General features: G+C 68.1%; 26 protein-coding genes. 14 read left to right on the forward strand and 12 right to left on the reverse strand.

The features are described from left to right. The first annotated feature begins 91 nt into the window (after positions 1 to 91). Complete coding sequence (gene pcrA / locus BLS40_RS00530) at positions 92 to 2398, forward strand: DNA helicase PcrA (RefSeq protein WP_092147343.1); 2307 nt, start codon at positions 92 to 94, stop codon at positions 2396 to 2398. Positions 2399 to 2403: 5 nt separating this feature from the next. On the opposite strand, the gene BLS40_RS00535 is transcribed toward pcrA, so the two are convergent. Next, the gene (locus tag BLS40_RS00535; RefSeq protein WP_092147346.1) at positions 2404 to 3126 is read right to left on the reverse strand and encodes a M23 family metallopeptidase; all 723 of its coding nucleotides are present in this window, start codon (positions 3124 to 3126) and stop codon (positions 2404 to 2406) included. Positions 3127 to 3301: 175 nt separating this feature from the next. Beyond that, positions 3302 to 4033: a M23 family metallopeptidase gene (locus tag BLS40_RS00540; RefSeq protein WP_092147349.1), complete on the reverse strand. Its 732-nt coding sequence runs from the start codon at positions 4031 to 4033 to the stop codon at positions 3302 to 3304. Positions 4034 to 4225: 192 nt separating this feature from the next. On the opposite strand from BLS40_RS00540, the gene BLS40_RS00545 reads away from it, so the two are divergent. Genes BLS40_RS00545 through purH form a run of 3 tightly spaced genes read left to right on the forward strand, consistent with a single transcriptional unit; the run spans position 4226 to position 7684 of the window. Further along, positions 4226 to 5566, forward strand: coding sequence for a cell division protein PerM (locus BLS40_RS00545; RefSeq protein WP_157672419.1), 1341 nt, complete (start codon positions 4226 to 4228; stop codon positions 5564 to 5566). Next, positions 5550 to 6167 carry a phosphoribosylglycinamide formyltransferase gene (purN, locus tag BLS40_RS00550; RefSeq protein ID WP_092147355.1) on the forward strand — a complete coding sequence of 206 codons (618 nt, stop codon included), beginning with the start codon at positions 5550 to 5552 and terminating at the stop codon, positions 6165 to 6167. The genes BLS40_RS00545 and purN overlap by 17 nt, the downstream gene beginning before the upstream one ends. After that, positions 6158 to 7684, forward strand: a complete 1527-nt coding sequence (purH, locus tag BLS40_RS00555) for a bifunctional phosphoribosylaminoimidazolecarboxamide formyltransferase/IMP cyclohydrolase (RefSeq protein WP_092147358.1) — start codon at positions 6158 to 6160, stop codon at positions 7682 to 7684. Before purN ends, purH begins: the two co-directional genes overlap by 10 nt. 10 nt (positions 7685 to 7694) lie before the next feature. On the opposite strand, the gene BLS40_RS00560 is transcribed toward purH, so the two are convergent. The 6 genes from BLS40_RS00560 to BLS40_RS00585 all read right to left on the reverse strand — a co-directional run bounded on the left by BLS40_RS00560 (position 7695) and on the right by BLS40_RS00585 (position 10810). Continuing rightward, positions 7695 to 8369 (reverse strand): TetR/AcrR family transcriptional regulator, encoded by a 675-nt coding sequence (locus BLS40_RS00560; RefSeq protein ID WP_092147361.1) that lies wholly within the window; start codon positions 8367 to 8369, stop codon positions 7695 to 7697. A gap of 111 nt (positions 8370 to 8480) precedes the next feature. Continuing rightward, positions 8481 to 8732: a 30S ribosomal protein S18 gene (gene rpsR, locus BLS40_RS00565; protein WP_006841074.1), complete on the reverse strand. Its 252-nt coding sequence runs from the start codon at positions 8730 to 8732 to the stop codon at positions 8481 to 8483. A gap of 15 nt (positions 8733 to 8747) precedes the next feature. Further along, positions 8748 to 9053 carry a 30S ribosomal protein S14 gene (gene rpsN / locus BLS40_RS00570; RefSeq protein WP_092147364.1) on the reverse strand — a complete coding sequence of 102 codons (306 nt, stop codon included), beginning with the start codon at positions 9051 to 9053 and terminating at the stop codon, positions 8748 to 8750. Positions 9054 to 9056: 3 nt separating this feature from the next. Further along, positions 9057 to 9221 carry a 50S ribosomal protein L33 gene (gene rpmG, locus BLS40_RS00575; RefSeq protein WP_006841072.1) on the reverse strand — a complete coding sequence of 55 codons (165 nt, stop codon included), beginning with the start codon at positions 9219 to 9221 and terminating at the stop codon, positions 9057 to 9059. Beyond that, positions 9221 to 9457 carry a 50S ribosomal protein L28 gene (gene rpmB / locus BLS40_RS00580; protein ID WP_092147367.1) on the reverse strand — a complete coding sequence of 79 codons (237 nt, stop codon included), beginning with the start codon at positions 9455 to 9457 and terminating at the stop codon, positions 9221 to 9223. The genes rpmG and rpmB overlap by 1 nt, the downstream gene beginning before the upstream one ends. 285 nt (positions 9458 to 9742) lie before the next feature. Then, positions 9743 to 10810, reverse strand: coding sequence for an SLC13 family permease (locus BLS40_RS00585; protein ID WP_231908471.1), 1068 nt, complete (start codon positions 10808 to 10810; stop codon positions 9743 to 9745). A gap of 135 nt (positions 10811 to 10945) precedes the next feature. On the opposite strand from BLS40_RS00585, the gene BLS40_RS00590 reads away from it, so the two are divergent. The 5 genes from BLS40_RS00590 to BLS40_RS00610 all read left to right on the forward strand — a co-directional run bounded on the left by BLS40_RS00590 (position 10946) and on the right by BLS40_RS00610 (position 13472). After that, positions 10946 to 11218, forward strand: a complete 273-nt coding sequence (locus BLS40_RS00590; RefSeq protein WP_092147370.1) for a type B 50S ribosomal protein L31 — start codon at positions 10946 to 10948, stop codon at positions 11216 to 11218. A 24-nt stretch (positions 11219 to 11242) separates the two neighbouring features. After that, positions 11243 to 11416 carry a 50S ribosomal protein L32 gene (gene rpmF, locus BLS40_RS00595; protein WP_092147374.1) on the forward strand — a complete coding sequence of 58 codons (174 nt, stop codon included), beginning with the start codon at positions 11243 to 11245 and terminating at the stop codon, positions 11414 to 11416. A 134-nt stretch (positions 11417 to 11550) separates the two neighbouring features. Further along, positions 11551 to 12651 (forward strand): S1C family serine protease, encoded by a 1101-nt coding sequence (locus tag BLS40_RS00600; RefSeq protein ID WP_092147377.1) that lies wholly within the window; start codon positions 11551 to 11553, stop codon positions 12649 to 12651. A gap of 53 nt (positions 12652 to 12704) precedes the next feature. Further along, positions 12705 to 13265 carry a MogA/MoaB family molybdenum cofactor biosynthesis protein gene (locus tag BLS40_RS00605; protein ID WP_092147380.1) on the forward strand — a complete coding sequence of 187 codons (561 nt, stop codon included), beginning with the start codon at positions 12705 to 12707 and terminating at the stop codon, positions 13263 to 13265. Between the two features lie 21 nt (positions 13266 to 13286). Beyond that, entirely contained in the window at positions 13287 to 13472 is a 186-nt protein-coding gene (locus BLS40_RS00610) for a hypothetical protein (RefSeq protein ID WP_092147383.1), read from the forward strand. Here the strand turns inward: BLS40_RS00610 and mscL are convergent. The 3 genes from mscL to BLS40_RS00625 are packed head-to-tail and all read right to left on the reverse strand — an operon-like array spanning position 13460 to position 15112. Next, complete coding sequence (mscL, locus tag BLS40_RS00615) at positions 13460 to 13867, reverse strand: large conductance mechanosensitive channel protein MscL (protein WP_092147386.1); 408 nt, start codon at positions 13865 to 13867, stop codon at positions 13460 to 13462. The genes BLS40_RS00610 and mscL overlap by 13 nt on opposite strands. Positions 13868 to 13885: 18 nt before the next feature. Continuing rightward, positions 13886 to 14515 carry an SAF domain-containing protein gene (locus BLS40_RS00620; RefSeq protein WP_092147389.1) on the reverse strand — a complete coding sequence of 210 codons (630 nt, stop codon included), beginning with the start codon at positions 14513 to 14515 and terminating at the stop codon, positions 13886 to 13888. 36 nt (positions 14516 to 14551) lie between these two features. Beyond that, a complete protein-coding gene (locus BLS40_RS00625; protein ID WP_092147392.1) occupies positions 14552 to 15112 on the reverse strand; it encodes a 5-formyltetrahydrofolate cyclo-ligase in 561 nt (186 codons plus the stop codon). 46 nt (positions 15113 to 15158) lie between these two features. Between BLS40_RS00625 and BLS40_RS00630 the strand changes: the two genes are divergently transcribed. The 5 genes from BLS40_RS00630 (at position 15159) to BLS40_RS00650 (ending at position 19715) form a co-directional block, all read left to right on the forward strand. Beyond that, positions 15159 to 16088 carry a UTP--glucose-1-phosphate uridylyltransferase gene (locus BLS40_RS00630; protein WP_092147395.1) on the forward strand — a complete coding sequence of 310 codons (930 nt, stop codon included), beginning with the start codon at positions 15159 to 15161 and terminating at the stop codon, positions 16086 to 16088. Positions 16089 to 16107: 19 nt separating this feature from the next. Further along, the gene (gene glp, locus BLS40_RS00635) at positions 16108 to 17358 is read left to right on the forward strand and encodes a molybdotransferase-like divisome protein Glp (protein WP_092147398.1); all 1251 of its coding nucleotides are present in this window, start codon (positions 16108 to 16110) and stop codon (positions 17356 to 17358) included. Positions 17359 to 17371: 13 nt separating this feature from the next. After that, positions 17372 to 18037 (forward strand): GNAT family N-acetyltransferase, encoded by a 666-nt coding sequence (locus tag BLS40_RS00640; RefSeq protein WP_231908472.1) that lies wholly within the window; start codon positions 17372 to 17374, stop codon positions 18035 to 18037. Positions 18038 to 18114: 77 nt separating this feature from the next. Further along, positions 18115 to 19152: a divisome protein SepX/GlpR gene (gene sepX, locus BLS40_RS00645; protein ID WP_092147404.1), complete on the forward strand. Its 1038-nt coding sequence runs from the start codon at positions 18115 to 18117 to the stop codon at positions 19150 to 19152. After that, a complete protein-coding gene (locus tag BLS40_RS00650; protein WP_092147407.1) occupies positions 19152 to 19715 on the forward strand; it encodes a cation transporter in 564 nt (187 codons plus the stop codon). Before sepX ends, BLS40_RS00650 begins: the two co-directional genes overlap by 1 nt. On the opposite strand, the gene BLS40_RS00655 is transcribed toward BLS40_RS00650, so the two are convergent. Further along, positions 19712 to 20311: a DNA-3-methyladenine glycosylase I gene (locus BLS40_RS00655; protein ID WP_092147409.1), complete on the reverse strand. Its 600-nt coding sequence runs from the start codon at positions 20309 to 20311 to the stop codon at positions 19712 to 19714. The two genes, BLS40_RS00650 and BLS40_RS00655, sit on opposite strands and share 4 nt — an antisense overlap. Positions 20312 to 20363: the final 52 nt, after the last annotated feature.

Below are 20363 nucleotides of genomic sequence, written 5' to 3' on the forward strand. Positions count from 1 at the left end.
CCATTATGCCACCCGTTATGCCACCCGTTATGCCACCCAGGGGGCCATGTCGGGTCGTGATTGTAGGGTTAGGGTCATCATGAACACAGACATGAACACGGATCTGGTTTTGGGACTCAACCCGCAGCAGGAAAAGGCCGTCACCCACCAGGGCGGACCCCTGCTCATCATCGCCGGCGCAGGGTCGGGCAAGACGGCGGTGCTCACCCGCAGGATCGCCTACCTGCTGGGCGAGCGCGGCGTCGCCCCCTGGCAGATCCTGGCGATCACCTTCACCAACAAGGCCGCGGCGGAGATGAAGGAGCGCGTCGCGGATCTGGTGGGCCCGGAGGCGCAGCGCATGTGGGTGGCCACCTTCCACTCGGTGTGCGTGCGCATCCTGCGCCAGCAGGCCCAGCTCGTGCCGGGGCTGAACACCAACTTCACCATCTACGACTCGGACGATTCGCGCCGCCTCCTGGCCATGATCGCGAAAGACCGCAACCTGGATCTGAAGAAGTTCTCGGCGCGCACCCTGGCCAACGCGATTTCGAACCTGAAGAACGAGCTCGTCGGCCCGGAGGAGGCAGCCGCCCGGGCGGAGCGCACCCGCAACCCCTTCGATCTCACCGTCGCCGGGGTGTTCGCGGAGTACCAGGCCAGCCTGCGCCGGGCCAACGCGCTCGACTTCGACGACTTGATCGGTGAGGTCGTGCGCATTTTCAAGGAGCACCCCCAGGTTGTCGAGTACTACCGCCGCCGCTTCCGGCACGTGCTGGTGGACGAGTACCAGGACACCAACCACGCCCAGTACGAGCTCATCCACACGCTCGTGGGCGACGGCCCGGACGCGCCCGAGCTGGCGGTCGTAGGCGATTCTGATCAGTCCATCTACGCGTTCCGCGGGGCGACGATACGCAACATCGAGGAGTTCGAGCGCGACTACCCCAACGCGACCACGGTCATGCTGGAGCAGAACTACCGCTCCACCCAAAACATCCTCAGCGCCGCCAACGCGGTCATCGCGCAGAACGAGGGCCGGCGGCCGAAGAAGCTCTGGACGGCGCACGGGGAGGGGGACCGGATCGTGGGCTACGTTGCGGACAACGAGCACGATGAGGCCCGCTTCGTCGCCTCCGAGATCGACCGGCTGGCGGACGAGGGCACCGCCTACAGCGACATCGCGGTGATGTACCGCACCAACAACGCGTCCCGCGCGCTGGAAGACATCTTCATCCGCTCCGGCATTCCGTACAAGGTCGTCGGCGGCACCCGGTTCTACGAGCGCCGCGAGATCCGCGACATAGTGGCCTACATGAAGGTCATCGACAACCCGGACGACACGGTGAGCCTGCGCCGCATCGTCAACGTGCCCAAGCGCGCGATCGGGGACAAGGCCCAGGCGATGGTGGCGCTACACGCCCAGAACACAGGCGTGAGCTTCGGCCGCGCGCTTGTCGACGCCGCCGCGGGCGAGGTCAGCATGCTCGCCGCCCGCTCCACAAACGCGATCGCTGGTTTCGTCGAGCTTATCGACGGCCTCCGGGCCGAACTGCCCGAGATGAAAAACGAGGTCACCGGGATGCCGGATCTGGGCCAGCTGGTCAACCGCATCCTGGAGGTGACGGGCTACCGCGCCGAGCTCGAGGCGTCGAACGACCCGCAGGACGGCTCCCGGTTGGACAACCTCAACGAGCTGGTGTCGGTCGCGCGCGAGTTCTCCTCGGAGGCGGCCAACCAGATCGCCTACATGAGCCAGGAGGAGCTCGACAGCGCCCTGGCCGAGGGCGAGCCCATGCCGGGGTCGCTGCAGGCGTTTTTGGAGCGCGTGTCCCTCGTGGCGGACGCGGACCAGCTGCCGGACAACGACCAGGGCGTGGTCACGCTGATGACGTTGCACACCGCCAAGGGCCTCGAGTTTCCCTACGTGTTTGTCACCGGGTGGGAGGACGGGCAGTTCCCGCACCTGCGCGCGCTCGGGGATCCCGCCGAACTGGCGGAGGAGCGCCGCCTGGCGTATGTGGGCATCACCCGCGCCAAGAAGCGCCTCTACCTCACGCGCGCGATGCTGCGCTCGTCGTGGGGTTCCCCGGTGACCAACCCCGCCAGCCGCTTCCTGACCGAGATCCCGGAGGATCTCGTCGACTGGCGCCGGGTGGAGCCGGAGCGCTCCATGGTCACCGACGCGTGGGGCACGCCGAGGCGCCGCCCGTCGAGAAGCGGCACCCGCACTGGCGCAAAGGTGAACAAGAACCTGGACCTCGCGCCAGGCGACCGCGTCAACCACGCCAAGTACGGCCTCGGCACTGTCACAGCCGTCGAGGGCTCCGGCGTGCGCGAGACGGTGACGATTGACTTCGGCTCCTCTGGCACCGTCCGCCTCATGCTCATCGGGGGAGTCCCGATGGAAAAACTCTAGATGTCTTAGATGGTGATGCCCTGGCGCCCCAGCCAGACCTGCGGGTCGACCTGGTTGACGCCGTCCGGCTTGATCTCGAAGTGGAGGTGCGGGCCCGTGGAGCGCCCCTCGTTGCCGATGGTGGCGATCTGCTCCCCGGCGGTGACGCGCTGGCCGATGCTCACGTTGTAGTGGCGCATGTGGCCGTAGACGGAGACCTCCCCGCCGTCGTGGCGGATCACGACCCAGTTGCCGAAGCCCTGCGCGGGGCCCGCGTTGATGACGGTGCCGTCCATGACCGCGTAGATGGGGGTTCCGGCGTCGTTGGCGATGTCCATTCCCTGGTGCATGCGTCCCCAGCGCTGGCCGAAGCCGGAGCTGACGCGTCCTGTCGAGGGGGTGACCACGGTGCGCCCGTCCGCCGTCTGGCCCGTTTGGTAGACGACGGCGTCTTCGCCGGCGGGCGGGACGATCTGGATGGTTTCGGGCGGGAGGTTGAGGAGCTGTTCCTCCGCGCGCGGGTCGTAGACCACGGAGTGGTCGCCCGCCGTGACGGTGGCGCCGGTGGTGAAAATCTGTGCCGCGGCGACCGCAAGCGCGCCGGCGATTTCGACGTCGCTGTTGACGGGCGACCCGTCGAGGTTGACGGTCGGGGCCGCGAGGGCGTGGGCGGGGGCGGCGGTGAGTGTGGCGGCTGCGACGACTGAGGCGATTGAGGCGACTGCGGCGCTAAGCAGGGGTCGTTTCATGGTGTCACAATGTATCGCCACCGCCGCGGACCGGCAACGGTCTGACGTGCGGTTTTGTCGAATCCCTGTTCCCCGGAGCGGGAAACGGCCAGCGTACCGGCGGTGTTACTGGTGTGAAAGTTGTTAACTACTGAGGTTGGCGAGGGGGTGGAGCGTTCTACCCCCGTTCAACCAGTTAGAGCGTGATGCCGCGGGCGGCGAGCCACGGAACCGGATCAACCGGAGTGTTCCCGTCGGGGTGAACCTCGAAGTGGAGGTGGGTGCCGGTGGAGAAGCCGCGGTTGCCCATGCCGGCGATCTTCTGCCCGGCCTTCACGCGCTCGCCGACGGCGACGTCGAGGGTCTCCATGTGGCCGTAGACGGTGATGGTGCCGTCGTCGTGAAGCAGGCGGATCCACTGGCCGTAACCCTGCGCGGGGCCGGAGTCGAGGACAGTGCCGTCAAGAACGGCGAGGATCGGGGTGTTGGTCACGTTGGCGATGTCGATGCCAGCGTGGAACGCGCCCCAGCGCGAGCCGAAACCCGAGGTGAAAGCGCCCTCCGCCGGCTTCGCCGACATCGGGGCGCGCAGCAGCTCATCGGCCTGGGCAACGAGCTCAGAGTGCTGCACAGCCTTGTTGAGTTGGTCTGAGAGGTTCTCCACCGGCTTGTACTCTGCGATGGCGAGGATCTGCGGCGCGGCGTCGGCGGAAGAAAGCTGGGTATCTACGGCATCGGTGTCAGCCGCAAGCTCGAAGTCGACGGTGGGCTCGTTGGCCTTGTCGGACTGGATTGCTGCTGCAGCTGCGCCGGAAACGCCGGCGGTGGACACGGCACCCGTTGCGACGGCGACGAGAGCGACGCGTCCCTTGTTGGGGGACTTCTTGCGGTGCTTGCCGCCTGTGCGTGCCTTCGTGGAATTGAACATGCAGTCCTCTTTGTTCGTCCGCGGTTTCGGTATTGCCACAGGATTGTGACCTCTCCGTTACTTACGAAGGGACACTGTAACGGTTTGGTCAAGGCATGGCAAGCCAAGTGCCGATTTTGGATATCCCAATATATGTGCGAAACGTTACATCGCTCTCACCGGGGGCTTTCCGGGTGTGGGACAATAGCGCCGATGAGTACGAAGTCGAGCCCGCACACCACGCCGCCGAGGACAACGCCGTCCGCGCGCCGCCGCCGTAGAAGTATGCCCCAGGCCGCGGCACAGACGCGCACGGCGCCCGCACCCCACGCTCCCGAAACGTGGGGCGAGCGCCTCCGCCACTACCTGCCCTTCGCGGCCGCGCCGAGCGTGGTCGCGGCGCTGTCTGTGGTTGCGCTGAGCCTGGCGCTCGTGTTGCTCACCGGATCGCCGTTGGCCTACCTCCCCGCGGCGATCGGCGAGACCTGGCTGGTCGCGCACGGGGTGCCGGTGACCTTCGACGGCGTGACCCTCGGGTTGACCCCGCTGCTGCCTCCGGCCGCAGTCGCCGCGCTGGTGGCGCAGCGGGTGCGTGTGGCCACGCGCAAGCGCGTGAGCATCCTCGACCTGGCGGCCATCACGGCCCTCGGGCTGGGCATCCCGCTGACGCTGACGTGCATCGCCCTGTTTATGGTGGCGGACGCGTCGGCGGTGTACCCGGTCGCACCCCCGAACGCATTCGCCGCCCTCGCCCTCACACTGGGCGTGCACGCCGCGGGAATCGTCGCCGGCATCGGACCCGTGGTGTGGCGGGCGCTCGCCGGCCGCGCGGGCGCACCGGCGTTCGTGGTCGACACGGCCCGGACAGCGGCGACCGCGCTGCTGCACCTCGTCGGCGCCGCCGCCGTGGTGTACCTCTGCCTGCTACTCGCCGGGTGGGGGAGGGTTTCCTCGCTTGTCGACGCCTACCCCACGCTCCCGGGCCCCGGCCTAGCCGCCCTGATCGCGCTGACGCTGCTCTACCTCCCGAACGCTGCCGTGGCCACTCTCAGCGCGCTCATGGGCGGCAGCGTGGAGTACGCGGGCGCGCAGGCGTCTCTCTTCAGCGTCGACAACGTCGCCCTGCCGCCGCTGCCGCTGTTCGCCGCCATCCCGGCGGCCGCCCCGGCGTGGGCGCCGGTGCTCATGCTCGTCCCCGCAGCGGCTCTCGTCCGTTTCTTCGCCTCCCGCGCGCTGGGCCCGCGGGATGTAGCTCTCACCGCCGCGTGGTCGGGGGTGTGGACGCTCGCCGTCATACCGTTCGCGGGCGGGAGCGCCGGCGCCTACGGGTACGTGGGGGCCCACGTCGTCGCCACGCCGGCGCTCGCGCTCGCCTGGGTCGCGGCCGTCGGCGGGCTCGTGTGGCTGATCGCGAGCATGCGCCACGCCAAGCCGGAACCGGAGCCGGAACGAGAGCCGGAACGAGAGCCGGAGCCGGAGCCGGAAGAGGAGAAGCCCGCCGGCGGTAGCACAAAGTGGGTCCCTCCCACGACCGAGGATGACGTGCGCGATTAGACTCGTCGACGTGCCTGAACCATCGCAGAAATCCGTCGTCGCCCTTGTCTCCGGCACGGGGACGCTGCTTCAGTCCATCCTGGACAACCAGGACGATTCCTACCGCGTCAGCCTCGTCGTCGCCGACACCGACTGCCCCGCGCTCAGGCGGGCGGAAGACGCCGGGGTTGCCACCCGGGTGGTGGAGCTGGAGGGGGACCGCGCCGAGTGGAACCGCAGGCTGCGCGATGCTGTCTCGGCGGCGGACCCGGCCATCGTGGTCTCGGCGGGATTCATGCGCATCCTCGGCCCCGACTTCCTCGATGTGTTCGAGGGCCGCCTGATCAACACCCACCCGGCGCTGCTGCCCGCGTTCCCGGGGGCGCACGCCGTGCGCGACGCGTTGGCCTACGGGGTCAAGGTCACGGGCACCACGGTCCACTTCATCGACGGCGGTGTGGACACCGGGGAGATCATCGCCCAACGAGCCGTCGAAGTCCGCGAGGGCGAGACCGCGGCGGAATTGCACGAGAGAATTAAGGTACAAGAGCGCGCGCTCATTGTTGATGCCCTGCGCAGCGCTTTCATCACCGACGGAAAGGTTCATTTCCCATGGTTGTAGACCATATCGCGATTAAGCGCGCCCTGATCAGCGTGTACGACAAGACCGGGCTGGACGAGTTGGCACGCGCCCTCGGTGAGGCGGGCGTGGAAATCGTCTCCACCGGCTCCACCGCGAAGCGGATCGCCGAGGCGGGCGTGGCCGTGACCGAGGTCGCCGATCTCACCGGGTTCCCCGAGGTGCTCGGCGGCCGCGTGAAAACGCTGCACCCCCGCGTGCACGCCGGCATTCTGGCTGACCTGCGCGACGAGGATCACGAGCGCCAGCTCGCGGACCTCGGCATCGAGCCGTTCCAGCTCGTCGTGGTCAACCTTTACCCGTTCGAGGAGACCGTGGCCTCGGGAGCGAGCTTCGACGAGTGCGTGGAGCAGATCGACATCGGCGGCCCCTCTATGGTGCGCGCCGCCGCGAAGAACCACCCCTCGGTGGCCGTCGTGACCGACCCGCGACGCTACGCGGACGTTATCGACGCCGTGCGCGGCGACGGCTTTTCGCTGGACGACCGCCGCGAGCTCGCCTACGAGGCGTTCTCCCACACCGCCGACTACGACGCCGCGGTCTCCGACTGGTTCGCCGAGCAGGTCGACTCCGACGGCGAGGGCGACCTGCGCTACGGGGAAAACCCGCACCAGGCTGCCAGCCTGATCAACGAAGGCTGGGGGCTCGCCAACGCGGTCCAGCACGGCGGCAAGGAGATGAGCTACAACAACTACCAGGATGCTGACGCCGCGTGGCGGGCGGCCTGGGACCACGATCGTCCGTGCGTGGCCATCATCAAGCACGCCAACCCCTGCGGCATCGCGGTCTCCGACGACTCCATCGCCGAGGCGCACCGCAAGGCCCACGCCTGCGACCCCGTCTCGGCCTACGGCGGCGTCATCGCCGTTAACCGCGAGGTCACCCTCGAGCTGGCGGAGTCCATCAAGCCGATCTTCACCGAGGTCGTCGTCGCCCCCTCCTATGAGGACGCCGCCCTCGAGCTGCTCAAGGAGAAGAAGAACCTGCGCATCCTCGAGGTGGAGCCCGAGTTCCGGGGCGAGGAGCTCAAGCAGATCTCCGGCGGCTTCCTCGTCCAGGAGCGCGACACGTTCCAGGCGGAGGGCGACGCGGTGGACAATTGGCAGCTGGTGGCCGGCGAGCCCGCCTCGGACACCGTCCTCGCGGACCTCGAGTTCGCGTGGCGCTCCATCCGCTGCGTGAAGTCCAACGCGATCCTCATCGCCTCAAACGGGGCATCCGTCGGCGTGGGCATGGGGCAGGTCAACCGCGTCGATTCCGCGAAGCTCGCCGTCGAGCGCGCCAACACGCTTGACGACGGCGTCAACCGCACCACGGGGGCAGCCGCGGCCTCCGACGCGTTCTTCCCCTTCGTCGACGGCTTCCAGGTGCTTGCCGACGCCGGCGTCACCGCAGTCGTGCAGCCCGGCGGATCCATCCGCGACGAGGAAGTGATCGCCGCCGCGAAGGAAGCCGGCGTGACGATGTACCTCACCGGCACCCGCCACTTCGCGCACTAGGGCGCGTACTCTAGGCGTCCTCGAGCACCTTCGAGACGAGGTCGAGGGTGCGCATGCCGCGGTTCTCCGGCAGCTCGGCGTGGAGCACGTCGAGAACCGCGTCGGCGATCATGACCGACGGCGCGGGCAGGGCATCGTCGACAAGCGGGTAGGGGGCTTTGCCCGTGTTGTCGCGCATCTCGATCGCGCCCAGGGTCATGTGGAAAGGCAGGTCGATGCGCGGGTCGTCGTCGCCGACGATTTCCGCCGCGAGCCCGCGGAACACGTCCTCCAGGGCGCGCCGCGCCTCGTGGTAGTCGTGGAACTCCTCCGAGTTGGCGACGGGCAGCTGGTAGAGGCGGCCGATGTTCCAATTAGAGGACAGCAGAATGCGCGTCTCCGCCGCGACGAGGGCCCAGAGCTTCAGGGCGGGGCTTTCGTCCATGTCAGCCAGGTCCGTCGCCAAGTCGAGCGAGGGCTGGACCGTGCCCATGAGCAGGGTCAGGAAGATCTCCGTCTTGGACGGGAAATGGTAGTACAGCGATGCCTGCCGGATGCCCACCGCATCGGCGATCTGGTGCGTGGACGTCATGGCGAAGCCCTGGGTGGTAAACAGCTCGGAGGAGGCGTCGAGAATCTCGTCGCGAGCGGTTTTTCCCTTGCGTCGCGGGCTTTTCTTGCGGGGACGACCCACTGTTCCAGACATGACACCTTATTCTACTTAAAAGCACCCGCCACACTCCCATGGGGAGCGGCGGGTGCTTTGTTTGAGTCGAAGACTCTACGCTGCTGTTGTCAACCGAACCTCGGGGGAGGTTTAGCGGCTGGTGAACGGCAGGAGAGCCATCTCGCGCGCGTTCTTCACAGCGGTAGCGACCTGGCGCTGCTGCTGCGGGGTCAGGCCCGTGACGCGGCGGGAACGGATCTTGTGGCGATCCGAAATGAATAGACGCAGTGTCTTGACGTCCTTGTAGTCGACCTTCTCAATGCCTTCGGCCTTGAGCGGGTTCTTCTTCGGGCGACGGGACTGCTCCATGCGCTGCTTGCGCTGGTTGTTTCCACGCTTCATAGTGTTAGCTCCTCCTTACCACGAGGACTTACGGACGCCCGGAAGCTCACCGCGGTGAGCCATCTCGCGCATGCGGACACGGGACAGACCGAACTTGCGGAGGTAGCCGCGGGGGCGACCATCGTGCGAGTCACGGTTGCGCACGCGCGACGGGGAGGCGTCGCGCGGCTGACGGTTGAGCTCAAACTGAGCGTCGAGACGATCCTCGTCGGAGGTCTCGGGGTTGCGGATGATTGCCTTGAGCTCAGCGCGACGCTCGGCGTAGCGTGCGACGATTTCCTTGCGCTGCTCGTTCTTGGCGATCTTAGACTTCTTAGCCATAAATTATCGCTCCTCGCGGAATTCGACGTGCTTACGCACGACCGGGTCGTACTTCTTCAACGTGATACGGTCCGGGTTGTTGCGCTTGTTCTTGCGGGTCACGTAGGTGAACCCGGTGCCCGCGGTGCTCTTGAGCTTGATGATCGGGCGGATATCGTTACGTGCCATTAGACCTTCTCACCTCGTGCGCGGATAGCGGCGACGACGGACTCGATGCCGTCGCGGTCGATGATCTTCAGGCCCTTGGCGGAGACGTTCAGGGTGATGGTACGGCCCTCGGAGGGCAGGTAGAACCGCTTCTTCTGCACGTTGGGGTTCCAACGGCGGGAGTGGCGGCGGTGCGAGTGCGAGACAGTCTTGCCGAACGACGGCTGACGTCCCGTGACCTGGCAATGTGCCGACATGGGTTGACTTCTTTCTCTTCTGCCGCCCACGCGCTGATTGCCTGTGAGGGTGGCACCGCGCTCGAGGCGTGAGGTTCCGTCGAGGGTGCCGGTGGCAATCGGTTGACGCAGGCGTAAACGTGTACTTCGACAACAGCGTGAATAAACACTACAGGCCCGTCCCCGAATTTCCTAATCGTTCGCTGTCGATTACCGCAGCGCGGCCCTATTCCGTTCCGCCTAAACTCGGACGCCCCAACGTGCGCCTGAGAAGCCCGAAATCGCGCACGTTCGGGGTGTCCGAGTTTAGGGGGAGGACACTAGGAGCACTCCCGTCGCTCCCAGCACCGCCACGGGCGCGAGCACGAGCCCGCACGCGACGTAGGTGCGCCACGGCACCGGCTCCCCGGCGCGGCGGAGCTGGTCCGCCCACAGCAGCGTGGCCAAGGACGCCCAGGGGGTGACAACCGCGCCGGCGTTGACGCCGATGAGCAGAGCAAGGAGCTCCACGGGCCCGGAAACCGCGGGCTCGAGCACAAAGAACGCGGGAATGTTGTTCACCACGTTGGCGCCGAGCGCGCCGGCGGCGGCCACAGACCACACCCCGGACACCTCCACCCCCGCGCCCAGGCTCAGCGCCGCGGTGGCGGAGGCGGACAGGGCCAGGGTGAGGGAAAGTGCCGACCAGGGGATAAGCGCGGGAGTGAGCGAGGCGCGGCCCACCGCAACAGCCATCGCCACCGCGGCGGCGGTGCTGGTTGCCCAGTAGGGCACCGGGCTGAGGAGGGCGACCATGGTGATCCCCACGATGGCGGGTACGGCGGGAGGCGGGGCAGGGGGAGGTGTGGGGGAGGTTGCGGGGCGTAAGCGGTGGGCGTCGACAAGCAAAGACGCGATCAGGGCGAGCGTGATCAGGGCGAGACCGGGAGGCAGGGCGGCGCGGATGTAGGCGCGGCTGTCGGGGAAGGAGTCGAGGGCGAGCAGGTTGGTCAAGTTCGACACCGGCAGCGGCAGCGAGGCGAGGTTGGCGATCCACACCACCGCCAGCGCCAGGCCGGCGACGGGCGCGCCGCGGCGGCGGGCGAGGTGGACGGCGAGCGGGGTCAGCATGATCGCGGTGGTATCCAGCGAGAGGAACACAGTGGAAATCGCACACAGAAACAGGAAACCGGCGCGGTTGAGGCGGGCGGCGACCCACCCGAACAGGCCGGCGCCGGCGGCGAGGTTGACCACGACGGACATGCCCGCGGCGAAAGTGAGCACGGGGAGCAGCCGGCCGAGCAAGGTGGCCGCCGCGGCGGTGTCGACAGCGGTGAGAAACGCGACCGCAGTCAGCGCCGCGGGGATCGCCGGGGAGATTAGGTATTTATGCACGTCACCTGTAGGATACTTCGAGTTGTCCTGCGCGAGCCGGACGAGAGACCATTTTCGCACCCAACTCAGGCACGATCCTCGACCAACTGCGGGGAACCGACCTGAAGTTCAATCCTGAGGGAGACGAATCCGAACATGAAGAATGATATTCACCCGGATTACCACCCGGTGATCATCCAGGACGGTAACACGGGAAACAAGTTCCTGACCCGCTCCACGATGACCTCCGATCGCACCGAGCAGTGGGAGGACGGCAACGAGTACCCGCTCATCGTCGTCGACGTGACCGCCGAGTCCCACCCGTTCTGGACTGGCGCGCAGCGCCTCATGGACACCGCCGGCCGCGTTGAGAAGTTTAACCAGCGCTTCGGTGGCATGGCCCGCCGCAAGAAGAAGTCCGCAAACTAACAGGTCGAAGGAGGAGAATACGACATGGCTGTACAGAAGTTCCGTAAGTCCCGCGCCAACACCCACGCGCGCCGTTCGCAGTGGAAGGCCGACAATCCCGACCTGCAGACCGTCAAAATTGACGGCCAGGAGGTGCGCATCCCGCGCCGCCTGGTCAAGGCCGCCAAGGCAGGCCTCATCGACGTCGAGCAGTTCTAACGCACTAACACTCTTAGCCGGGTCCCCGCTCGCGGGGCCCGGTTTTCGCGTACAGAAAACATTCAGGAATTGTTACGCTTGGCGCGTCGTGAAGCGCAGTCGCACCGCAGGCGAGCCGGGCACAATGAGGGGCTATGAACAATCCCATACAGGCCACGCCCCGCTCGGCTGTCGGACCCGCCGTTGCCGTCGCGCTGGTCACCTCGCTGCTCGCTGGCGCCGGGGCCGGTTACGTCGCCGGAAAATCCGCGGGCGGCTCGGCATCCGCGTATGTAAATGAGGCGCTCGACGCCCAGCCAGCGACGAACCCCGACCCCGCGCCGGAAGGCTCGGTGGAGGAAGTGGCGGCCACAGTCCTCCCCGCGGTGGTCTCCATCACGGTCACGGGCCCGCGCGGGAGAGCGGAGGGTTCGGGGTCGATCATCTCGGGCGACGGCTACGTGCTGACGAACCACCACGTCATCGCCGAGGGGGAAAACGGTGCGGGGATTTCGGTCACGCTTAACGACGGCTCCACGCACCCGGCAACCTACGTCGCCTCCGATGTGAACACGGACGTCGGCGTGCTGAAGATCGAAGGGGTGGACAACCTTCCCGTCATCCGGTTCGGCGACTCCGACGAGCTGCAGGTGGGCCAGGAGGTCGTGGCGGTGGGTTCCCCGCTCGGGTTCTCCGCGACCGTGACCAGCGGGATCATCTCCGCTCTCAACCGGCCGGTCCGCGCCTCCCAGGGTGGGGGCGAGAGCTCGCTCATGGACGGCATCCAGACCGACGCGGCGATCAACCCCGGCAACTCGGGCGGCCCGCTTGTGGACATGAACGGCAACCTCGTTGGAATGAACTCGGTGATCGCGTCGATGTCGTCCGGCCCGAAGGGCGGCGCGGGCTCGATCGGCCTCGGGTTCGCCATCCCGTCCAACTTCGCCCAGCGCGTGGCCAAGCAGCTCATCGAGACGGGCGAGTCGCGCCAGCCGATGCTCGGCGTGCAGGTGAGCATCGTGGACCCCACAAGGGGCGCGGCCGTCGCCGCGGTGGAGCCCGGAAGCCCGGCGGATCAGGCGGGGCTCAAACCCGGCGACGTGATCACCCGACTCAACGATCGCCCCATTGATTCGGCCGACGCGCTTATCGCTGCGACCCGGTCGCGCGATTTCGGGGAGACGGTGACGCTGCAGGTCCAGTCCGAGGGGAGTGACAGCCCCAGATCGGTAGATGTCACGCTGAGTTCGGAGTAAGTTCTTAAGCGCACAGCGCACATTCGCCCCCGGAAACAAAGAAGGAAAGCCTTATGTCAGACACACTTGACGCGTTGGAGCTCACCGAGCCGGACGACGCTTTCCTGCTGGCCACGGAGATGCAGGACAACGCGCCCGTGCCGCCGTGCGCGCTGGTGGTGCTGGTCTCCGACCACAGCTTTGAGGACCCGGAGGACGATACCTACCGTCTCGTGGGTGAGCTCCTGCTCGAGGCCGGGTTCCAGGTGGACGCGGTGGTCCGGGTCAAGTCGAAGAAGGCCGACATCCGCAAGGCCATCGAAACCGGCGTCGTGGGCGGCGTCGACCTGGTCCTCACGGTCGGCGGAACCGGTGTCGCTGCCCGCGACAAGACGCCGGAAGCCACCCGCGCGGTCATCGACAAGATGGTCCCGGGGGTGGGCCAGGCGATCCGCGCCTCCGGCCAGGCGTGCGGCGCGGTCGATGCCGCGACATCGCGCGGTATCTGCGGGGTTTCGGGCTCCACCGTGGTGGTCAACCTGGCGGCGAGCCGCCAGGCGATCCGCGACGGCATGTCCACCCTTCAGCCGCTGGTCACGCACCTCATCGCTGACCTGAACAAGCACAGCGTCTAATCCGTCTCAACTGGGGCCAGAGTGAAGGATCGCAAAAGGCGGCGCGCCAAGCGCACCGCCGAGGTGGACTACGACCGCGACGCGGACATCGCGGTACCGCGCGAACGGGGCGACGACCGGTTCGTCGTCTTAGATGAGGACGCCGCGCCCCCGCTTGACCTTCTGGAATATTTGGAGGACGAGCGCCCGCCACACTACGGGGCTTGAGTCGGGTTCTTTCCTGCCAGCAGGTCGCGGATCTCGGTGAGCAGCTCGGTATCGGTGGGAGCGGGCTCGTCCTCGCTGATGCCGCGGTGGCGCTTCTGCATCTCGTCGAGCTTGTTCATCGGGGCGACGATGAAGAAGTAGACCACGGCGGCGATGAGCAGGAAGTTGATGATTGCGGTGAGCAGCGCCCCGAAGTTCAGCGTGGTGGCCTCGTTGCCGGGGATGATCTGGTAGCCGAACCCGAACTCGGCTCCGCCGATGGTGGAGATGAGCGGGTTGATGATGTTGTCGGAAAACGCGGTGACGATGGACGTGAACGCGGCGCCGATGACGACACCGACCGCCAGGTCGATGACGTTGCCGCGCATGATGAAGTCTCTAAAGCCTTTGAGCATAAGGGCAAGTGTAGACGGTCAACCGCCGCGAGGAGGGCTAAGAACGAGCGTCAGCGGCGAGGACAGTGACGCGGCGGCCACCGCCGCGGCGTCCGCGTTTGGTAGCAGCAGCATCACCGTGCCCTCCTCGCCGCCGGCGAGGACAACGCGGCCGCCGGACGCGATCGTCGCGGGGCGGGTGCCGTCGGGCATGACGGTGATAACGTCGACAGTGGCGCCGTGGCGCAGCATGGGGATGATGTCGGGTTCGGCCAGGGCGACCGGCACCATGGAATAGGACTCGGGTGGCTCGCCGGCCACGAGCTCGCGCGTGAGATCGGGCCCGACCAGGCGCGTCGACGTCACCACCTCCCCGCGGGATGCGGGGGCGGCGAGGATCTGCCCCTCGGCGGCGCTGAGCTCCCGCAGGGCGTTGTCCGGGATCACGCCGCCGGGCATCCGGGTCAGCTGCAGGTGGGCCGCGCCCACGACCTCGCCCGCGCCGACCGGTTGCGCGAACGTGACCACGAGGGGGTCGGCGCCGCGCTGGTGCGCCACGTTGATGCCGGCGGCCACAACGAGCCCGGCGGCGATAACCCGGCGGACCGCGACGTTTCGGCGGTAGCCCGGTTCGCGCGCCACCTCGAGCGCCCTGTCAAACCCTTTCACAGCCCTATTTGACGGCCGCGGGGCGCGGACGGTTCCCTAGAGCTGGCGGACCCCGGTTTCCGTAATCACGGCGGCGACGGGGATGTCGTGGGATTCGTGGGGGACCACGTCGACGAGCTCCCGCTCGTAGACGACGGCGACGGTGGGGGCTACCACGCCGTGCAGAGCGCGGTCGTAGTACCCGGCGCCCTTGCCCAGCCTCATGCCCGCGGCGTCGACGGCGAGCGCCGGCACGATAATCGCGCTCATCGAGTGCAGCACCCGCGAGGTAAAGCGGGCGCCCCCCGGCTCGGCGATGCCGAACGCTCCGGCCACCGGGGCGCCGGTGTGCGGCGACCAGCGCAGGGTGCCGTCGTCACGCGAGACGGGCAGGAACACGCGGCGGCTCGCCCGGGCCAGGGCGGGGAGGAAACTGTCGCCCCCGGGTTCGAGCGGCAGCGGCGCGTACGCCGCGACGTTCCCGGCGCCCAGCGCGGCGAGGTAGCGCGCCGCGTGCCGGGTGATCGCGGCATCCAGGTCGCGCTTGCGGGCGGGGTGGGCGCTGAGGTGGCGTCGATAAGCGAGGTGCTCCTCGCGCAACGACTGTTTGTCGGACATAGGGGAATACTCTCACAGCGACCGCGCCCGGGTAAGCTGCTATCTCATGCGGACAACCAGTGAGAACCTTTCGCCCGGCATGAGGACTGTCGTCGTTCCGGCCGCCGGCATGGGGACCCGATTCCTCCCGGCGACCAAGACAGTGCCGAAGGAGTTGTTGCCCGTGGTGGACACGCCGGGCATCGAGCTGATCGCGGAGGAGGCCGCCGAGGCTGGTGCGCAGCGGCTGGTGATCATCACCGCCCCCGAAAAGCAGGAGATCATGCGCCATTTCGGCGAGTTCGAGGCGCTGTGCGAGACGCTGTCCGAGCGGGGCAAGACCGCCCAGGTGGAAAAGGTCGCGCGAGCCGCGAAGCTTATCGACGCCGTCTCGGTGGTTCAGGAAAAGCCCCTCGGCCTCGGCCACGCGGTTGGCTGCGCGGAATCCGCGCTGGATGACGACGAGGATGTCGTCGCCGTCATGCTGCCGGACGACCTGGTGCTGCCGACCGGTGTGATGGAGAAGATGATGCAGGTGCGCGAGCGCCTCGGCGGTTCCGTGCTGTGCGCGTTCAACGTCACGCGCGAGGAGGTGTTCAACTACGGGGTGTTCGACGTGGAGGAGATTGATGCCGGCTTCGACGGTTTCGCCGTGAAGCGGGTCCGCGGCATGGTGGAAAAGCCCGCCCCGGAGGACGCACCCTCAACCCTGGTTGCCACGGGCCGCTACCTGCTCGACCGCGGGATTTTCGACGCGCTGCGGCGCATCACCCCGGGGAAGGGGGGCGAGCTGCAGCTCACCGACGCCATCGAGCTGATGATCCAGGAGGGCCACCCCGTGCACGTCGTGGTGCACGAGGGGAAGCGCCACGACTTGGGCAACCCGGGCGGCTACATTCCGGCCAACGTCGATTTCGGGTTGCGGGATGAGAAGTACGGGCCGGCGCTCTACACCGCCATCAAGGCGATCCTGCGCGAGTACGAAGCCGAAATGTAGTCTGCCTGGTATGTCCCCTATGCGCAGTGTTGAGGACCAGTTGGCCATCGTGGTCGACGCCGCGCCCGTCCCGGAGCCCATCCGCGTCGGGATCACGGACGCCCTGGGGCTGATGTGTGCCGAGGAGGTCGCCGCCGCGCACCCGCTCCCCGGCTTCGCGCAGGCGGCTGTCGACGGCTACGCGGTGCGCGCGGTGGACGTGGGTGGCGAGGCGCCGCTCGGTGCGCAGCACGTCCCCCCGGAGCGCTCGCTGCCCGTCGTCGGCGAGGTGGCCGCGGGCTCGCAGAAGCCCTTGCGCCTGCAGCCGAAGCAGGCGGTGCGCGTCGCCACGGGCGCGCCCCTGCCCACGCTTGCCGACGCCGTGCTACCGCTCCAGTGGAGCGACCGCGGCCGCAAACGCATGACGCCCACGCGGCCCGTGCGCACCGGCGACTTCGTGCGCAAGGCGGGCGACGACATCCAACCGGGCGACGTCGCGGTGCGCCAGGGTTCCGTCATCGGGCCCGCGCAGATCGGGCTGCTGGCCGCAACGGGGCGCGACAAGGTGCTGGTCTACCCGCGTCCGCGCGTCACGGTCATGTCCTACGGGCTCGAACTCGTCGACATCGAGCGCGACCCCGGCCTGGGCCAGGTCTTCGACGTCGCCTCCTACGCCGTCGCGGCCGCTGCGAGGGAGGCGGGCGCCGCTGTCACCCGCGCCGGCATCATTAACGCGGAGCCGCGCGCGCTGAAGGAGACGGTCGCCCACCAGGCGTCGAGAAGCGAAATGCTCATCATCACCGGCGCGGTCGGCGGCAGCGGGGCGGAACCCATGCAGGAGGTGCTGCGCGAGCTGGGCGACCTCGACACCACGCGGGTGGCCATGCACCCCGGCTCGGTCCAGGGGTTCGGGCTCATCGGCGAGGAGCGCGTGCCCGTCTTCCTGCTGCCGTCGAACACGGTGAGCTCGCTGGTGATCTTTGAAACGCTCGTGCGGCCGGTCATCCGCATGTCGCTGGGCAAGGCGGTGCCGACACGCAGGACGGTCAAGGCGCGCTCGCTCGGCCGCATCGAGTCGCTTCCGGGGCGCCTCGGTCTTGTGCGGGGACGCCTCATGCGCGACGCCGACACCGGCGACTACCTGGTGCAGGGGCTTGGCGGGGCGGAGGGCGCGCCGGCGCACCTGTTGGCGGGGTTCGCCGAGGCCAACGCGCTCGTCATTGTCCCGGTAGATGTCACCGAGGTACGCCCGGGTGACCTCGTGGACGTCGAGTTCCTCCAGCAGCGCTAGCGGCGTGCACACAGTGCTCACTCTTTTCGGCTTCGGCTCGCCCGCCCGCCCGCCGGGCTGGCCGGAGGCCACCGCGCAGGTCACGCTCGCCGCGGGAAACACGGTGCGCCTGCGGCCCCTGCGCTCGAGCGACGGGCGCGACTGGTCGCGCTACCGCCTCGCCGACGAACGCTGGCTCAAACCCGTCGAGCCCACAGTGCCCTCGACGTGGGCGGCCGCCCACACCCCGGCGGCGTGGCGCGCCACATATGCAAACCTGCGCGGGCTCGCCGGCGACGGCGCGGTCGTCCCGCTCGCGATCGAGGTCGACGGCAGGTTTGCCGGTCAGGTCACCCTCGGCAACATCCAGCACGGCTCGGTCGGGGAGTGCTGGATCGGCTACTGGGTCCACTCCGCCTTCATGGGCCGCGGTGTGGCCACGGCCGCGTGCGCGCTCGGCACCGACCACGCCTTCGGCCGGGTGGGGATGCACCGCGTGACCGCGACCTACCTTCCCTCCAACCCCGCCTCGGGCCGGGTTCTTACGTCCTGCGGTTACCGCGCGGAGGGCTACATGCGGGAAAACCTCCACATCGACGGCCGGTGGCGCGACCACCACTTCGTGGCGCTCAACGTGGACGACTACGCCACCACCGCCGTGGAGAGACTGAAGTCCGCCGGGAAAATTCGGCGTGCCTGAGCGTGTCGCGGTCGCCGGGCAGATAGCCTGAACACGGATTTTCCCGTTCGCCCCGCTGCAGAAAGGTGGCCACCCCTATGGGCAGCCTCAGCCTGATCATCGTGCTGATCATCGTCGTCTGGGTCATCGTGCTAGCGCCCATCGTCATGGACAGCACGAAGCCGATCCGCCACTCCGGCGACGGCTACGACGCCACGCGCGTGCTCCACTCCGGTGGCAGCGAGCCGGTCGCGCCCCGCCGCCGCCCGAAGCTGTCCACCGCCGACGTGCACCAGCACGATCATGACGACGCCGGCGACTTCGAGGTCGTCGAGGCCGTCGAGGTTGTTGATGCGGTGCAGCCCTCCCGGGAAACCGTGCCCGCCGTGGCGGACAACCTCGTCGAAGGCGAGGTCGTTGGCGAGGTCGTTGCCGAGGAGACGGGTGGCTCCACCGCCCTGTCGGTGCTGCGGGAACGCGACGCCGCCGATGCGGAACACGTCGAGCCCGTTGAGCAGGGCTACTACGACCTCGCGGAGTCCTACTCCTCGCCGGCTGATTACGGCTACGGTGACGACGCGGTAGAAAATGCGGTGGAAGATGCGGTAGAAGCCCAACCAGAACCCGACACCGAACCCGACACCGTCCCTGAAATCGAGTCCGAGGGCCAGGACTCCTCCGGCGAGCTCACGGAGGAGGAGATCGCCTTTGCCCAGAACCGCCGCGGGCGCGGCGGCTGGGATCCCGTCCGGGAGCGCGCGGCGCGCGCGGACCGGTTCCAGCGCCGCCAGCGCACGCTGCTGGGCCTGATCATCGCCGACGTCCTCGCGTTCGTTGCGGCGTTCGTGGCGGGCGGCTGGGTGTGGGCTCTGCCGGCGCTGACGATCGCCCTGACGGTCTGGTACATGGTGGCGCTGCGTTCCGTCGTGCGCCAGGAACGGGCGTTGCATGCACGCCGCGTGCGCCAGCTCCGCCGCGCCCGCCTGGGCGTGGTCACCGCGCAGCCCGGCCAGCGCCGCGTGCCCGGCGCGATCATCGTCGAGCTTGATGATGAGAGCCCGGATTTCGCCAACCTCGCGAGCAGCCAGCGCGCCGCCGTGCAGTACGAGTACGACGACTACCACCGGGCGAGCTAGTGCGCCGCGCGGTTTTAACGGCTGCGCTTCTCAACCTCGCGTACTTCATCGTCGAGTTCGCCGCCGCCCTCGCCCTCGGGTCGGCGGCACTGTTCGCCGATTCTGTCGACTTCCTTGAGGACACCGCCATCAACCTGCTCGTGTTCTTCGCCGCAGCGTGGCCGCTCGCCCGCCGGCAGGTGGCGGGGCGGGTGCTGGCAGGCCTGATCCTCGTGCCGGCGTTCGCCGCGCTCGGCATGGCGGTGTACAAGATCGTGCACCCCGTGCCCCCCTCGGCCGAGGGACTGACGCTCATCGCGGTGGGAGCGTTCGCGGTCAACCTGCTGTGCGCTGCCATTCTCGCGCAGGTGCGCGGCACGGGCGAGTCGCTCGCCACCGGGGCGTGGCTCGCCGCGCGGAACGACGCCCTGGGCAGCATCTTGATCATCGCCGCCGGCCTGCTCACCTTCGTCTATCCCACCGCGTGGTTCGATATCATCGTGGGGCTGATCATCGCCGCGGTGAACTTCTCGGCCGCCAAGGAAGTGTGGGAAGAAGCTAGCGCTACTGAACGTCTGAGCTAGGCCCACACGCCGGAGGCGCCGCGGCGCCACGTGCCTATCAGGTTGGTGTCGACAATGCCGGTGGACTCCATCAGCGCGTACATGTTGACGGGGCCGACGAACGTGAAACCGCGCGCCTTGAGATCCTTTGCCAGCTTCTCCGACTCGGGGGAAAAGGTCGGGATCTCCTCCACGGTGCGCGGCGCGGGCGTGTCGGCCGGCTGGTAGGACCACACAAACTCGCCCAGATGCGTGCCATCATCCCGCAGCGCGACCGTGGCCCGCGCGTTGCGCACGGCGGCCTCGAGTTTGCGCCGGTTGCGTATCAGCTTGGCGTCGTCGATCAAATGCTCCACGGAATCCATGGCCGCCACCGCGTCGGGGTCGAAGCCGTGGAAGGCCGCGCGCAGGGCGTCGCGTCGTTGCAGGACGAGGCGCCAGGACAGGCCGACCTGGAAGCCTTCGAGGCACAGCCGCTCGAACATGCCGCGCTCATCTCTCACGGGCATGCCCCACTCGGTGTCGTAGTAGTGGCGCAGCAGGGGGTCGGTGGCCGCCCACGGCGGGCGGGCGAGGCCGTCCTCGCCGATGACGGGACCGGAATCAGGAAGTGTCATGTCCTATCTGACTGTAGTTCGCCCCCGCGGGTTCCGCGGGTAATCTGGTGCG

Source organism: Corynebacterium mycetoides, from assembly GCF_900103625.1.
In the GTDB taxonomy this organism is placed as follows: Bacteria; Actinomycetota; Actinomycetes; order Mycobacteriales; family Mycobacteriaceae; genus Corynebacterium; species Corynebacterium mycetoides.